Origin of the sequence: Gilliamella sp. wkB171, from assembly GCF_001693755.1 — a bacterium.
GTDB lineage: Bacteria > Pseudomonadota > Gammaproteobacteria > Enterobacterales > Orbaceae > Gilliamella > Gilliamella apicola_F.
In genome coordinates this window covers 1-15,108 of record NZ_LYST01000013.1, presented here as the reverse complement: position 1 = coordinate 15,108, position 15,108 = coordinate 1, and the positions used below count along the sequence as shown (strand labels likewise).

Below are 15,108 nucleotides of genomic sequence, written 5' to 3'. Positions count from 1 at the left end.
TTTATATTAAACTTAAATTAAGTCTAGCGTTTTTTTACTATTTAGGCTTTAATTTTCATTATAATAAATTTCGTCTTCAAGTTTGATTTCTAAATGTACCGTTGTTTTGAATCCTGCACTCCTTTTTAAAGTGTGAACGCATTGTATGATAGTCCAGTTGGTCGAGTCTATTTCTGTTTTGAATCCTTCAACGATAACCGGCATTTCAGTAAAAAGATCCGGTCTACCTTTAGCTAACTCGATGGTAAATTGAGCTGTACCTTGTTTTATTTTGTTTAATTCGCTTTCTGCTGCTTTTTGAGCACTTTTTTCATTAGCATAGACATATCGAATTATTTTGATTTTTTCTTTTTTACCATTTAATACAATTTGGCTTTTATCTATCTGACTTTTATAAATGATTTTATGTGGATTTTTAGTTGGGTTGGCATAATCATACCAATAGGTCTGAACACCTGTATAACCTGTTCGCTCAGAGGTAAAAAATCGATGTTTATCTCCCGACTCTCGCTTGATGATTGCTGGAGGTATGATTTTACCACCAACGGTAAGACCCTTTCCTTTTTTAAACACGAGCATTATATCGTTTTTTACGGTCACAACGCCACCGGCTTCATCTACCATTCGCGTAAGAAAAGAGATATCAGACTCTAGAGTTTGATCCATATGAAAAATTTGCGAGGCCCCAATATCTTTATCAAAACGATAAGCTAAATTGTTTCGTTTAGCTATGATAGCAATTAAATCGCCCAGCGTAATATTTTCATAACTTTGTTCTTTTTTTTCTTCTAACTCCTCGGTATTTTGTGCGCTTCGACCACGAATAGTCATTAGGTCAGGTGTGCCACTGTGTTCAACTTCATCTATCAAAAAAACGTTTTTGATGTTAGGCCCAATGATATTGTCATCTGAATCCTTTTCAGTTGCTTGAATTTGACTCCATCCTAATGTAACAGCGAGTTTGGCTTTTCGCTTTGGTAATTTGAGTTTACCATCGGCATCATTGAGTTGCATTTCAATTGTATCTGATTCAAAACCTCGATTATCTGTAATTATCATCGATATAAGCCTTGCATCAAATAATGAAGTTAAATCTTCGCGTTGATCTGAATTACTTTGTTGATTATTATCTGGTAATAATTCAATTTTGAATTTAGGGGTTGCCATTTTATACCTATATGATTATATCTATTATGTCGCTGATTTTACTATCACCAAAAAAGTCAGAAATATCGACTTTTTTTAATACCATAGTAAAGTCAATTTTCAGAGGTGAGCCATTACGATTTAGCTCACTATGGGTGCGTTCTACACTGACGAGCACAAAAAAGCCTAGCGGTACACCAGTACCTTCAATCAGCGGCAATGGCGTTTTTAGATAAGCCATTCTTTCTAATAATTCAAGGCTTGGTCTACCATTGGTAATTTCAGTATAGATTGATCCTGATAAGGTAACTGTATCATTATCTGGACCAGTATATTGAAGAGCAGGGCGTCTGTTCACTCTTTTATTAGCTACGTAATTCCAACTTTTATTTATTTTCATGGTCTGATAGGGTAAATTTTTTAGGCTAAAAACAAAAAAGCCATAACACATCATCATATTAATCGATATCCTTTAAGCTACTGCGAAATTGAAATAATTTTTGTTGTTCTCGTCGATCAAGTTCTTCAGTGATTTTATCTGCAAGTTCTTGTTCATTCATGCCAGGGGCGGCATTTACAGTGATATAATATTGTGAAGCACTTCCTTGAATTAACTTGTTAGTCAAATTTGTAACTAGCGTTGAATGACTATTTACTAGATAATTTTCAATGTTGGTTTTCGTTAGATTAATTTTGTTAGCAAAATTGCCCAAGGAATAAAGTATTTCATCATTACCATGAACAATGGCTTGAAAATTATTTTTAATCGTTTTAAGGTTAACGTCGTAGAAAACCTTAAGGAAGTTATGATCAATCAATGTATCTTCAAATAAATTCAAGATTATTTTTCTATTATTCAATACCTTATTTTTAAAGCGATGGGTAAAATCCTTAACTATTCTTATAAAAAGCATTTGTAAATGGGGATTATCGGTTAATTCTAAATACAGTTTTTTTAGTGCATTGAAACGTTTTTGAGAAAAGATTTTGTAGGGTGTAAAACTTTTTTCAATAAGGTTAAATGTTATATGAGGCAAATAAAAAACTTTAATAAATGATTTTAGAGTCCTGATGATGACTGAACTGTTAGTTGAAATTAGATAATGTTGATTAGCACTAGCTATTGGTTTGAGCGTTTCTAAACTATTATTTAACCTCTTGTCTGTACTGGTTTGTTTAGTTGTGGTGAGCTTAGCAAAAAAATTATTATAGGTATGATTGAATATTTTATTCGATAAATTCTCATGACTAATTAACTTTGGATCGAACCTTTCACTTTTTTTGTTGCTAGATGATATTAAGTTTCTCATTAGACTAATAGCTGATTTAGTATATAAGAGATGATTTACCTTAAATAGCTTAAATGTTGCTTTTAAATTTGGATATTTATCTATCCAAAAACTATGTTTAGTTGTTTGAGGTAAGTAATTAAAAAAACATTCTTTTACACGCTGTGAAATCGTTTTAGTTGTATTAATGTTATTAACCAATACATCTATTGCAAGAATAGTGGTAACAAATTCCAAATTTTGTATTTTACGCCTAAATGGTTCAGATTGATTTAATATATAGGTAAAGCTATCTATAAATTTTAGATTAGCTGAAATTTTTGGATAGCTTATATTCCGATTCAAATAGTTGTTATTTACGTTTATATTTTTTTTAAAATTGATCTGAGCAGCCGTATGATTTGGCGTAATTAAGCTATTAATATGCGCTTTTATAATATCTCTATTTTTACTATATGGGCTTTTGATTTTATGTGTTGAATAATGAATATTGGCCCATGAAGCAATATATCGTGACGTTCGGTTACGGATAGATATTGTGTTTTTATTCAAGGGTAGACAAAGTGTTTGAATATTGCTATTAGAGTAATTAATTAATTTTCCCCGTTGCTCATTGAGTTTGTTATTGGCGTTAATTTTTGCGATAGCCAGTTTTTGGACAGTTTTAATTAAATGGTTATGACAGTTTTTAAATTTTAAATTATCAGTTTTTTGTTTTTGGTAGTTTATATTGGCGTGGCTTTTGTGTAACAAATTTCTCCTAGGATTATCATTTTTTGATAATGGAAATTTACGTTTAAAAATAATATTGGACTTGATCACACGCGTTAAATCATGATTATTTACAGTTTGATTAGTAGAATTATTTAATTTTGTTAACCAATTAATACGATTTTGTCTAACAAGCTTTAACGTGTTATTTTTATCGGTTAGTTTTAATCCATTTGATAACACGTTATTAAGTTTTAATTGTAAGTTGCGGTAACGATTATATTGATTTGATATGATTTTAGTCTGTGTTTTTAAATCACTAACAGCCACAAAAATGGCGCGAAACGGTAGCTCCATTTTTGTATAATGTTGTTGGAATGTGATATTTTCTCTATTATCCATTTTGGGTACCGTTTCTTTGGCAAGCTTGTTCTTGCCATTCCATTAGTTCAGTTAAAGTAAATTTATACATTTCAGAAGGTTGCCAATGAAATATCAAGGCAATATCTGCCATTGCATCTTCTACTCGGTTAGGGATTCTTGGCTCGCATCGTTCAAGTTCGGGGACAAAAAACTGATAACAACTTTTGTGATTTCAGATAAGTCAATTAAATCTAAACCAAGAACTTCATGTTCAGCAATTGAAGGCATAGTAATTCTTGGTAATACTTTTGCTAATGCATCGATATCTAAATCAATAAAATCAATTAATTTAACACCACGTAAATCGCCAGTTAATGGTTTACGAATGGTAAATTCAGTAATCATTTTTTTACCTGATAAAATCCCGGTTTTTAGTTTTACTTTATTTGTGTTTGTCATTGATCAATCTCTCAATTAGCCCTTTCGGGCTTAGTTATAGTAATTTTTATGTGTTAATTTATAAACCAATTGCATTACGTGCAGAGGATAAACGATCTACACCATTAACTTTGTCAATCATGTTAATAAAATCAATTTCGGTTATTTCTTCGTTATCAATAATTTCTTTATAATAAGTACACTGTGTGGTTATTTTTGTTGAGTTACTTTCACCTTGTTTAAGTTCTCCACGATCTTGTTCTTTATGTCGACCATTGACGATGATTTCGACTTTTATAAAATCTTCACTGTCATCTTTTTGGTAAGCACCTGCAAAACGTAAAGTTACGCCATTGAGCAATCCGCCATGTTGTTTTAGAACTTCATGTGCTAAGCCGCCTATAGTCCATTCCACAGTGAGTGCGTTATCATCGTAGCCTAAGTCAATTGGAACACTACCTGGCATGCCTGCACCACGATAGTTTTCAAACTTACGAGTTAGTTTTGGTGGTGTAAAAGATTCCACTTCACCAACGAACGATGTACCATTAACATAGACATTGAAGTATTTGAGTTTTTTAGGTAGAGCCATTTAGTTGTTCTCCTTAGTTTGTAGCAACTGAGTCAGCCAATTCGATTAGATATTTATCGGTAATACGTTGGCGTAGCATAAGATTTTCAAGTGGGGGCACTGGGGTATAATCGTAATCGATATAAAGTTTGCCAGCTTTTAATATATCGGCTGTATTTGATTCTGGATCAAACCAGGCTTTACCATCAACGATATAACCATTAGATTTCAATTCACGGAATTTATTATTAATCGACTCGACTAAATCTTTAATTAAAGAAGCATGCATAGGTGCATCGACTAATTGAAATTGCGCTTCAGCAATCGTATCAGCTAATACTTGTGCTGTCCGTGTATAGTTTTCGAAAGCAAATAAGGTATCTGAAGAGCAGGTACGTGAGCCCCAAAAACGGTAACCTTGATTACAAATCAATGTTGTTACTTCATTTTCGTTAAGGTAGTTTGAGTCTGAACTTTCTTCTTGTAAATCCCAAAATACGTCATGTGAAATACCGGTGACACCATTAACTGGTACATTAGATAGAGTTTTATGCCAACCTACCTTTTGGTCAATTTGTGCACGTAAACCTAATGCTCGTGCAGTTGCAGACAATGTAACATTTGATTTTTTTGTGGTATCAAACCCTACAAAATCTGGCCAAATGATCATAGCTTCGCGAGCACCTAATTTATCGCGATAGAGCACCGCTTGTTCTTTTGTTTTTGCGCCAAAAGCTGAAACATAGCAAAATGCACGTAATTTTTGCGCTAATGACACTAATGCTGTTGCAACAGGTAACGAGTCATAACCCGGTACGCCCAAAATGCGCGGTTTGACCTTTAACTGTGTTTGTGCTGAAAGAAGGGCTTTCATACCGGTATATTTGCCATTCTCGGTTGTAGTACCAATAATATTGGCTTCTGTCTCTGCAGTAGATGCGCCTTTTTCAACACGTACAACAACAATTACTGGTGTACATTGATCAGCAATTGCTTCTAGTGTTGGTTTTAGAGTACCTTGAGAACCTGCTTTACCAATTGCCGTATTGATATTTGTAATTAAAATAGGGGTGTTAAGTGGAAAATAAGTTGCATCGGCATCCTCTCCAGTACAGACGACCCCAATAACAGCTGTTGAAACTGTTCGGATAGTACGTGTTCCTTCATTGATTTCGATGACTCGGACGCCATGATGATAATCGTTAGCCATAAGATCTCCGTTGTGATTAATATATGGTAAGGTTAATGTGCGAGCTTATAGTCACATATTTAAGAAAAGAGTGTTAGTTCTTAAATTTGTAAGTAATATTGTTACAACTGAAGCGTAAATAAATGGTAATAAAGGCTGATAAAACAACATTAATTTGTTTGTTATTTTATTTTTTAGTGAAATTATGTAATCTTAATTTTGGTGTGACTTGTGCTAAAAATGATATAAATCTAGCGAGATAGACTGAAATACATCATGGAATATAATTTAAATAAAGCTGTCAAATTAATAATGATATAAATAATTTAGTTTGTGGTAAGCAGAAAATTTTATTGCTTAGGGTGATTAGCTAAATAACTTAGTTCCCCTGAGTTACTAGCTGAATTGTATAGAAATGAATTGATATTTATGGTTATTTTTTGGGGAGAAAGCTAAGTGTAGCTGAAAATAATATACAAAGTTTTGGTAACATCATTTGATTGGTTCAAACTTTGAAATTATGACTTCAAATTAAATTGAAATTAGGTGAGGTTATCCATCATACACTTTTAGTGACAACGTCATAAATCAGTGAGATGAGATTGTCGAGAATTTAATATATACCAACTTAATCTTTAATGCTCATGTCTTATTTGGATCGCTACCGTTTAGATTGCATTATGATTTAATTAATACAATTGATTGAAAATTGTGTTTGAACTGTCATCTTCTATTGTATTTTGGTTATAGCAAATGACAGTTGTTTTATTTTTTAATTAGCCAATCAATTTATATTACTTAATAGGTTTAGTTGGCCATTCGATTTCTTCTGTTTGTTCAACATCAATACGATTCACTAAAACTCGATATCTTTTCCACTCTCCAAGCTGTTTGACTTCTTGTTCGGTAGCCATTTCTGCATCAACGGCATCTTGCAAATAAGAAATTTTATCATTAGCTTCACTTAACAAAGATTTTTTTGTTAAGTGATTTTGTTCGTATGTATAATCATTACGAGCTTTGATATTTTCAACCCATTTTTTCTTTCTTTTATCCCATTCGTAAAATTGTGAAGGTTTTGGCTCAGAATAAGTTAAATCATCAAATATGATGCATCCCATATTTATGGCATTAAATAATTCATCATGTTGCTCTTGTGTGATTTCAATAGCTGTTAATGGTATTGCATCATTAATCGTATCAATAAAAAATGATTGTGTTTCTGTATTATAAAAATGTTTCATGACTTAAAATCCTATTGCAATATAGAAGATACCTGTTTGTAATAATTGACCAGTGCTGGCTTTACCCCAGCATCGGAAATGGGACTGCGATACTGGTTGAGCTGCGGTCGAATGTACCCCTCCATAGCCATCATTTGTAACAATCGCAAAACATGCGTTTGGAAACGTTGTATAAAAAGATTGAATCGTACCTTCCTCACCATTATCAGGTAAGTATTGAGTTTCACCCCACTGGATTAATAGACCGTTTGGTAGTTTTGTGTAACCGCTTTTACTAAATGATTGTGAAAATCTATTTAAAATATGATCATTTATATTTTCTGTTGTTATATGTTCGACCCATAGTGACCATTGATTTTCATATGCATAATAGCTACGCATAAATTGACGATTTTCTCGATATGTCGTATAGATTTGAGTGCATCCATCAGGAGAGTTACCATAGTTAACAAATACTTGTAACGCGCCAGCTTGCTCGATAGGATAACCTCTTTCAGGAAGCGCTCTTGTATTATGATGTTGGAAGTAAACACCATGTTGTTGACCTTTTAAATCATTTAAGCTTCTTTCAAATAAATCACCATGATATCGATATGCGTAATGGACTAAATTTTCTGTTGTAATAAATTCATTCCAGTTATTCCATGTATTTGAAAACCCTGATCGCATTTTTGCTCGATTGCTTAGTATATCCATTGCAAACTGTACTGCTTCAGAATTATTATTACCTGATTGAAGAATTTCTGCGTATGGAAAAGGTTTATTGCCGGTTGTTGAATCGGTAATAAATCCTAGTCCAGATAATTCAAACGAATCGACATTAGATAATAGATTCCTTTGACCGATACCATGATCACCTTGTTTAAGTGCAGATTTACCATTGATAGTGACGTTATTAATATTTTCAAATCTCCACGCATTTCCACTATTAGTGTACTTAAGCTTTGTAAACCAATTCTGTTTTTCTGCATCATAAAAAAGAAATGAGAAATTGTCTCCAACTGGGCGAATTACTGTAACATTATCAGGATTTTCATAATTGAATTTGATACCGTACGCTTTGTATTCAAACTTTAATTGTCCACTGATTACATCCCCTGATTTTTTAACTGAGTTTGCTGCCAAGTCATAAGTATTTTTTACTGCTAAAGGCGTTGCTGCTTGGTCTTCCGCTGTACTATTCGTTGCTGAGCTTAATTGTACAAATCCTTTTGATTTAGTTGTCGCATCAGGGTGATTAGTTGATTTTTCATGTGCTTCCATTTTCGTTGCAATTAAGTTATCAACATATTCACGAGTTGCAAGTACCACAGAAGGATCGATTTTTAGTTCAACCGAGTTGACGTTATCGACTATAATTACCATTCTTATTACTTGGGTTCGGCCACTACCTTCAACTAATTTAGGTTTATAAGTTGCAGGGCAATTACCGACAGCGATTAAATTGCCTTTATCATCGTATAAACCGATTTCGTGAATAAACCAACCACCTTCGTTTTCAGGAATGACTTGTTCAGCGATGATTTGATTTGGATTCTGTTTATCAACAAATAATGTGTTGATGGCAGCTCGTCTTACCTCATGAACCAGTTTTGTTTGAGTGGCTATCGGTTTAGGAATAGATCCATTGCCATCACCAACACCCATTTGGGTTAATTTTAATGGCACCCCTAAAGCTGTTGCATTAGCCAGCAATGCAGCGCCTTGTTTAGTTAATATTGTATAGTAAGTTTGACTCATGGTTTTATGCTCATTGTATCGATTAAGTGAATAATTGCGCCTAATTGGCGTTCGGAGGTTGTAGTTATTGTTTCAGCCACATAAGGGTAAATATAAAGAATATTCCCATCGTAACAGCTAGCACCAACGGTGATTTCACCTTTGGATACTAATTGAATTGAGAGTGAAGACAATTGACGTGAAACGGGTTTTACATCGTCAATAATTCGATTTAATTCTTTGTAAGAGTCGGCAGTAATGCCTTTATCTAAAACACCTATTTGTAATGCAAAAGTGCCAGGTTTTTGGTCGTTTTGCCACCATTCGGTAATACTAATTAAATAACCGAATGGTTCGACTGCGCGACGAATTGCTTCTTTAGTACCTTTCAATTTATGAATTTCAAAAGCCTCAGCAATAACCTTTCTTTTCGTTTTCTCTGACCAATTTTCATCCCAGCGATCAACACTGTATTGCCAAGCTAAATAGGGTAGTAGCTCAAAAGGACAAGTCATTGGATCCCAAAGTGAACGCAAGGGAATTGGTGGTTCACAAAGCATAGCTTGAGAAAGATTCTTCTCAAGTCTTGTCGCAGATGGGGGGAGTAGCGTTTTATTCGCCATAACCAGCTACCTCTATTTGATAATCAGAACAAAAACTGGCTTGTTCGCGATTAACTAATATATCTTGCACAGGTTCATGTAATTCTACTCGTTCAACGCCAACCACATGTAAAGCAGAGATGATTGCACTGCGACTAATGCGTCTACCAATTCGGTGTTTTTCGGTTATATAATTTTGTAAATTATTGATTGCTGTCTTTTTTATCGGTTCAGATTCAGGTCCTGGGTATAGATAAAGTGACGCTTTAATATTATAGTGAATCAAATCGACTGATTTGACTGTGACACGGTCAGCGATTGGACGACGATTTTCTTCATTTACGGCTTGTTTGACAATTGCTATTAATTCATCCGATGCTTTGCCATTATTTTCTCGCGACAAAATTGCAAGAGTTACACAAGCAGGTGAAGGACTTTCAGCAGCTGCATCCAATACTCGTCCATCAGCACTTCGTGCAAAAAATTCATAGGCAGCTCTAGGACCAGCAACAGATAATCCTTCAAACGCACTTTGAATACGCAGCCTAAAATCACTGTCTGATTCTTTAATTTGTTTAATTGCCGGAACAACACTATTATCTTCAGGTTGAATCACTAAACGTTGTACATTAAAATTCGCGCCTAAGTTATCAAGATCACGACCTTTAGCATGTGCAATCATCAAGGCTTGTGATGCTTCATTAATTCGTTGACGTAAAATTAATTCATAATAGGCACTTTCTTGCAATAATTTAACAATTGGCTCACTTTCAAATTGTAATGTTTTGGCGACTTCTTGCTGTTGTTCATCACTATAAAGTGCTATAAATTTATCTTTACGTTGTTGAAAGATCTTTTCAAAATCTAACGATTCAATAATGTCAGGTGGGGGTAATAATGAAAGATCTGTTAATGTTGCCATGTTGCTACCTCAATCTCGCTGCTAAATGCTTCATTTGGTTTATCTGTTCGTGAACCAACGATTTGCACTGTTAATTTTTCGTTATCATTAAAAATATCAACTGCATCTATTTTTATACGTGGCTCCCATTGGCTTAATGCCATTACTGTTGCAGAAATCACTTTTAATCTTGTTGCCTCGGTATTGGGATGATCCAATAATAAAAAAAGTAATGAACCATAATTACGACGTTCAATTCGAGAACCGACAGGAGTTGTTAAAATATCTTTAATAGATTGGTTGATATGCTCCATATCAGTAATCGTGCGCCCAGTTTTACAATTCATGCCAATATAACTCATGTGGGTTTTCCTGTTGTTTCGCCACCAGCTTTAACGCCTGTGTGGATGTGTGAATCTAAAACAATACCATTGGACGATAATTGACCTTGCTGATGAATCACATTGCCTGTTAAATATCCGGTATTGCCACTTTGTCCACCTCCTGTTGCATTGAAAGATTTAAATGTGACATGGTCACTACATTCGACAAGTGGTGTATCAAGGTGAATTTTAGTACCAGCTTTAGCGGTAATTTGCTCGCTAGCTTCAATGACTGCTGTTTTTATTCCCTTTATGGTTAAGCTGCTAGTTTTAGGTTCGTATTCGAATGAAGCGCCATCGGGAAAAGTCACACAATATCCATCTTCAGAATTTGAAGGTGCTGGATTATCATTGCAATAAAGGCTTGGTAATACGCACCCTAGCTCCAAATTACCATTGGGACTTAAGATGAACACCTGCTCTCCAACAGATGGGCGCCACCATGAACGGCTTTTACCTGCTCGATGAGTAAACCAGGGCAACCAAGCTGTAATAAGATTGCCGGAACGGACTCTAACCCTGTCACCTTTTGTTTCACAAACTACACCGGGACGGATCAGATTTTCTATTTTTCGTAATATGTCGACTAAGTCGGCTGGATGATATGTTTTCATGGCGCTATAATCGTCAATTATGCTTTGAAAATAAAGCGACCTTATTTGTAGAATATTTAGTTACAAAATTCACGATCAGCTAATCATTATTAGCGTGACTAAAACAATAGATGGGGTTGGTTATAAATGTATTTACAACTTATATGGATGTTACTTTCATTGAATAAATTATGTTTTGAAAAGCTGCGTAGCACACAATTCTTATGTTGTTAACATCAGCCATTTGATTACGGTTTGTTAAAAAATAACAATAAGAATGATAGTTTATTATTTTGTGAGCAAAAGGGGGCTGAAAACAACCAACATTATATAATTAGCGGATTTTAATTCTTAAGATTATAGGGAAGAGTAGGGGAAGTTGGGCGCGTTACTATAATAAAAGGAGAAATATGCTATTTTAGGTAGGATATATTGATATTGTTAGATATTACTAACACTCTTAAAATAAACTAATTTAGTGTTTTATCGAGTAATAGGAATTATCAATTTATCATCACATTAAAGTCAACCATTCCAGTCTTTTTATACTAATTCAAATTATAAAATATTTTACAATATTATGGCTATTTTATTCTTTTAAAATAAAAAATAATGTAGATATAAGTTCATTGCACATCACTGTTTTAACAAAATTGATATACTCGAAAAAATCGGATTATTATTTTATCGTTGCATAAATGCGTCCATTTAACCTAAATAATTCAAAATTTTCGCATACGTTCAATGCACTTAGCAAAAGGATTAACAAATATCGATTTTATTTCTATTCGAATGTGTTCAATATAAATTATTTATATCAAATTAGAAATAGAATAGAACAAGGTGTTTATTATTACACCTTATATAAAGTAGGCAGATATTTTAACTTATTATAGAAATGAAAATCTTACTAATTTAATAAATCTTCATCAAGAATTTTGTCTTTAATTAATTGAGATTGTAATGCTTCATTTATATTTTGTGTAAGAATGCGTTCTGACAATTTTAGCTTAATATTTATTTTGCAATGGCATTCAGTGATTTCTTGAACATCGAATTTAATTGACGTTTTACGTGATTCTGGATTTAGCATACTGTCGCTTTGATTGTTTGTCATCCAACTAACTATTACCTCCATTAGTCCTTCAAATGGAAATTGGTAATTATCAAAAGTTAAATGCAAAGTATAATGATAAAAAAGCACTAAATTATTAGCGGTAATCGCTTCGATATGACCGTTTGTTACTGCCATTTGTAATTGTGAAGCGGCATTGTTAATCAGTTTTTTTTCGAGAAGAAATTGTTTCAGGTTATCAATTTTTTTCATAGTAATCTCTTTGATTATGTTGAGTTATTACTACTCGTATATACCCATACCAAACATATAATAGGAATTATTCTAAATTAACGTAGCATTTTGTTATTTTAAATCATGTTTGAATGGTTATTATTCGAGTTTAGTTTTAGTATGATTCGATCTTTACACTTAGTTCAAGACGTTTATTATTATTTAATAAATACTCTTTTCGTTGTCCTACTTGAATTTATTATTGAGACGATTAAGTCATCGATGTGGATTAATAGAACCGAGCCTGTTTTTTTGCTGTAAAGCAAACAAAAACTATGGTTTTGAATTAATTAATCCCATAAATTAATCTGATTTTTTTCAGGTTCAGATACAAACTCAGGAACATTGACAGCGGTGCCCATTGGTAACATGGCAGGTAGTTCACATAGATTAGGGTTATTTTGATAAATAGTTTCTACAATACCAGCCGTGCTACCAAAAACGCGATATGCTAATGCGTCAACTGTTTCATTTTGCATTGAATAAACAAGCATGATTAGATACTCCATTAATGATTAAGATAGTCTAGACATATTCAAGCCAAGAACTCACTTTGTCAGATGACAAAATAAAATCGGTGGTAAACAAAGGTAAATAATGAAAGCAATATTTAGACCATTGAACCGCCGAAGTGTGAGGGTCACCCGGTTAAAATGTCTAGTAGAGATATGATCGTTGGTTAAGGCTTTTTTAACAATCAACAGTGGTTGTATCGGAAAGGATTACAAATGGTTACTGATAAGGTAAAACAAAATAGTTAGCTACTTAAATTCAAACTAACTTTTATATTGAAACGTAGGTGTTTCCTTAAACTTCTTGTTAAAAAATAAATTCGATTATTCGGTTTTAATCTGTTGAATGATGAAGTTTGTACCACCAATCAAGCTATTCTTTTGCTTGTATTGGTTGATAGTTAGTTAAATAAATAAGCAAATTTATAATCTGTATAATTTATTTCAGTTCTTCTGTACTACATACCAGTTTAGCCTGTGCGCCTCTATTTTTGACGGTTGAATAATTTGCTCGGCAGGTTTTCAATTCAGCGCTAATGGATTTATTGATCTGCACTTCGTCGTTATAGCTATAAACACAGTTAACCCAATAATGACTATTTGTGCTATCTAAGGACCAAACATTTTTATACTTTTTGCCATTAATGGTTGCTGTCTTTGGCATTATTGGCTCAGCTGTATCCAATGATTGTCCTGCATAAATTTCAATTCGCTCAATATAGATAGGGCTTTTAGCAATATCTTCGGGTATAGCTAATGTTTTTATTTTGGTCTTATCATAGCCTTTTTCTGATACTTCCCAACCTTCAGGCACAATATTGAGGTCAGGTTTCGCATATTTTATGGTTACCGAGTTTGGACAAACTATCTCTTCATTGGCGAACGCCAAATTACAGCTAACTGCTACAATTAATAACGAGCTTGTAATAGTCAAAATCTTTGCTTTCATCATTTATGCCTTACTTTTATCATTGCATATGTTTTTAGTCATTAATGTTTGGTTTTATTTGAGACAAAAAACATGCAATATTTCAATTAATGTTATTAGTTTGTTGATTATCAAAACTTAACATCACTTCATTTTAGGTTACGAATATGATTTAGGGCCATCGTGTAACACTTTATCGCAATTCAGTTTTACTTTAGTATGACCTTTTGCATCTTTTTCAAAAATGACCCAACAGGTTTTCATACTAGGATCGACCTGTTTAATGAGGCGGACTCGATTACGTTGATAGGAGCAATTGAACCAAGAATTATTGTCTATTAACCAAGCGTTTTTGTACTTTTTACCTTCAATTGTAACGGTAAAAGGTATGAGTTGTCCTAAATTAATTGGTCTATCAGAATAAACTTCACCTGAATCGACATGCAATAGCATGTTTTTTTGCTCTGTTATTTGCCAGCCATCGGGTAGCGTTTCTAATTCGGTAGGGATAGATTTTACCTCGATAGTATCAGGGCATGTTATCTCATAAATAGCGTTAGCTGCACTAGATACGCCAAACCCTAATAACAAAATGAGTGTGGTTTTTATCTTTTTAGCTTTCATACCTGTCATCCTTTTTATATCCACACTTTATTATTTTCAATACCGATAATTTTGTCAATTAATATAACTTTTATAGATTTAGCTTGATAATGGTGCTATTTATCGATATCGTTTATGGGACTGGGATGATAGTTTAACTCATGAACAAAACTTCACGGAAAATAGCGATTATTTATCAGCATCGTTGGATGAATTTTTAAACGCACTAACTGATGATAAATAGTTAACAAAGTCAAAAATGTTAATGAGTAAAGAAAGCTGTTGATATTTAGACTAAATATTAATATTAAATTTTATATACAGTAATATACTGTTAGTTAAGTCGCTGTTAGATTATGCATGACAACTTATGCATAAACATGAAGGGTTGTTGTAGATTTTATTATTAATACTATCGCAAAGTGAATTTATTTATTGAATTATTATAAATAAGATGTAGTATTTGTTATCATCTTGCTTTTACTGATAAAAGTTGTAACCAATTAATTTAGTTAAGTTTTATTTTTTTAAAATGAAATTAATTTAATAGGGTAAGATTTAATAAAAG

At 33.1% G+C, this 15,108-nt stretch carries 17 protein-coding genes; all 17 read right to left on the bottom strand.

Features of this window, described 5'->3' with window-relative positions; all coding sequences use genetic code 11:
• Positions 1 to 48: 48 nt before the first annotated feature.
• The 17 genes from A9G03_RS01275 to A9G03_RS01195 all read right to left on the bottom strand — a co-directional run bounded on the left by A9G03_RS01275 (position 49) and on the right by A9G03_RS01195 (position 14,561).
• Positions 49 to 1,167 (bottom strand): contractile injection system protein, VgrG/Pvc8 family, encoded by a 1,119-nt coding sequence (locus A9G03_RS01275; RefSeq protein WP_082209374.1) that lies wholly within the window; start codon positions 1,165 to 1,167, stop codon positions 49 to 51.
• 7 nt (positions 1,168 to 1,174) lie between these two features.
• On the bottom strand, positions 1,175 to 1,603 hold the full coding sequence (locus A9G03_RS01270) for a phage tail protein (protein WP_065798204.1): 429 nt from the start codon (positions 1,601 to 1,603) through the stop codon (positions 1,175 to 1,177).
• A 1-nt stretch (position 1,604) separates the two neighbouring features.
• The gene (locus A9G03_RS01265) at positions 1,605 to 3,548 is read right to left on the bottom strand and encodes a hypothetical protein (protein WP_065798203.1); all 1,944 of its coding nucleotides are present in this window, start codon (positions 3,546 to 3,548) and stop codon (positions 1,605 to 1,607) included.
• A complete protein-coding gene (locus A9G03_RS01260) occupies positions 3,541 to 3,660 on the bottom strand; it encodes a GpE family phage tail protein (RefSeq protein ID WP_065634419.1) in 120 nt (39 codons plus the stop codon). Before A9G03_RS01260 ends, A9G03_RS01265 begins: the two co-directional genes overlap by 8 nt.
• Before the next feature lie 8 nt (positions 3,661 to 3,668).
• Positions 3,669 to 3,968, bottom strand: coding sequence for a phage tail assembly protein (locus A9G03_RS01255; RefSeq protein ID WP_065634420.1), 300 nt, complete (start codon positions 3,966 to 3,968; stop codon positions 3,669 to 3,671).
• Positions 3,969 to 4,026: 58 nt separating this feature from the next.
• Complete coding sequence (locus tag A9G03_RS01250; RefSeq protein ID WP_065634421.1) at positions 4,027 to 4,539, bottom strand: phage major tail tube protein; 513 nt, start codon at positions 4,537 to 4,539, stop codon at positions 4,027 to 4,029.
• Between the two features lie 13 nt (positions 4,540 to 4,552).
• Positions 4,553 to 5,728 (bottom strand): phage tail sheath protein, encoded by a 1,176-nt coding sequence (locus tag A9G03_RS01245; RefSeq protein WP_065634422.1) that lies wholly within the window; start codon positions 5,726 to 5,728, stop codon positions 4,553 to 4,555.
• A 773-nt stretch (positions 5,729 to 6,501) separates the two neighbouring features.
• Positions 6,502 to 6,951, bottom strand: coding sequence for a tail fiber assembly protein (locus tag A9G03_RS01240; protein ID WP_065798202.1), 450 nt, complete (start codon positions 6,949 to 6,951; stop codon positions 6,502 to 6,504).
• 3 nt (positions 6,952 to 6,954) lie between these two features.
• A complete protein-coding gene (locus A9G03_RS01235; protein ID WP_065798201.1) occupies positions 6,955 to 8,691 on the bottom strand; it encodes a phage tail-collar fiber domain-containing protein in 1,737 nt (578 codons plus the stop codon).
• The gene (locus tag A9G03_RS01230; RefSeq protein WP_065798200.1) at positions 8,688 to 9,293 is read right to left on the bottom strand and encodes a phage tail protein I; all 606 of its coding nucleotides are present in this window, start codon (positions 9,291 to 9,293) and stop codon (positions 8,688 to 8,690) included. Before A9G03_RS01230 ends, A9G03_RS01235 begins: the two co-directional genes overlap by 4 nt.
• Positions 9,283 to 10,194 (bottom strand): baseplate J/gp47 family protein, encoded by a 912-nt coding sequence (locus A9G03_RS01225; RefSeq protein WP_065634426.1) that lies wholly within the window; start codon positions 10,192 to 10,194, stop codon positions 9,283 to 9,285. Before A9G03_RS01225 ends, A9G03_RS01230 begins: the two co-directional genes overlap by 11 nt.
• On the bottom strand, positions 10,182 to 10,535 hold the full coding sequence (locus A9G03_RS01220) for a GPW/gp25 family protein (protein ID WP_065634427.1): 354 nt from the start codon (positions 10,533 to 10,535) through the stop codon (positions 10,182 to 10,184). The genes A9G03_RS01225 and A9G03_RS01220 overlap by 13 nt, the downstream gene beginning before the upstream one ends.
• Entirely contained in the window at positions 10,532 to 11,170 is a 639-nt protein-coding gene (locus A9G03_RS01215; RefSeq protein ID WP_065798199.1) for a phage baseplate assembly protein V, read from the bottom strand. Before A9G03_RS01215 ends, A9G03_RS01220 begins: the two co-directional genes overlap by 4 nt.
• A gap of 889 nt (positions 11,171 to 12,059) precedes the next feature.
• On the bottom strand, positions 12,060 to 12,476 hold the full coding sequence (locus tag A9G03_RS01210) for a phage tail protein (protein ID WP_065798198.1): 417 nt from the start codon (positions 12,474 to 12,476) through the stop codon (positions 12,060 to 12,062).
• Positions 12,477 to 12,787: 311 nt separating this feature from the next.
• Positions 12,788 to 12,991 carry a tail protein X gene (locus A9G03_RS01205; RefSeq protein ID WP_065634430.1) on the bottom strand — a complete coding sequence of 68 codons (204 nt, stop codon included), beginning with the start codon at positions 12,989 to 12,991 and terminating at the stop codon, positions 12,788 to 12,790.
• Positions 12,992 to 13,448: 457 nt separating this feature from the next.
• The gene (locus A9G03_RS01200) at positions 13,449 to 13,958 is read right to left on the bottom strand and encodes an STY0301 family protein (protein WP_065798197.1); all 510 of its coding nucleotides are present in this window, start codon (positions 13,956 to 13,958) and stop codon (positions 13,449 to 13,451) included.
• 138 nt (positions 13,959 to 14,096) lie between these two features.
• Entirely contained in the window at positions 14,097 to 14,561 is a 465-nt protein-coding gene (locus A9G03_RS01195; RefSeq protein WP_065798196.1) for an STY0301 family protein, read from the bottom strand.
• Between the last annotated feature and the right edge of the window lie 547 nt (positions 14,562 to 15,108).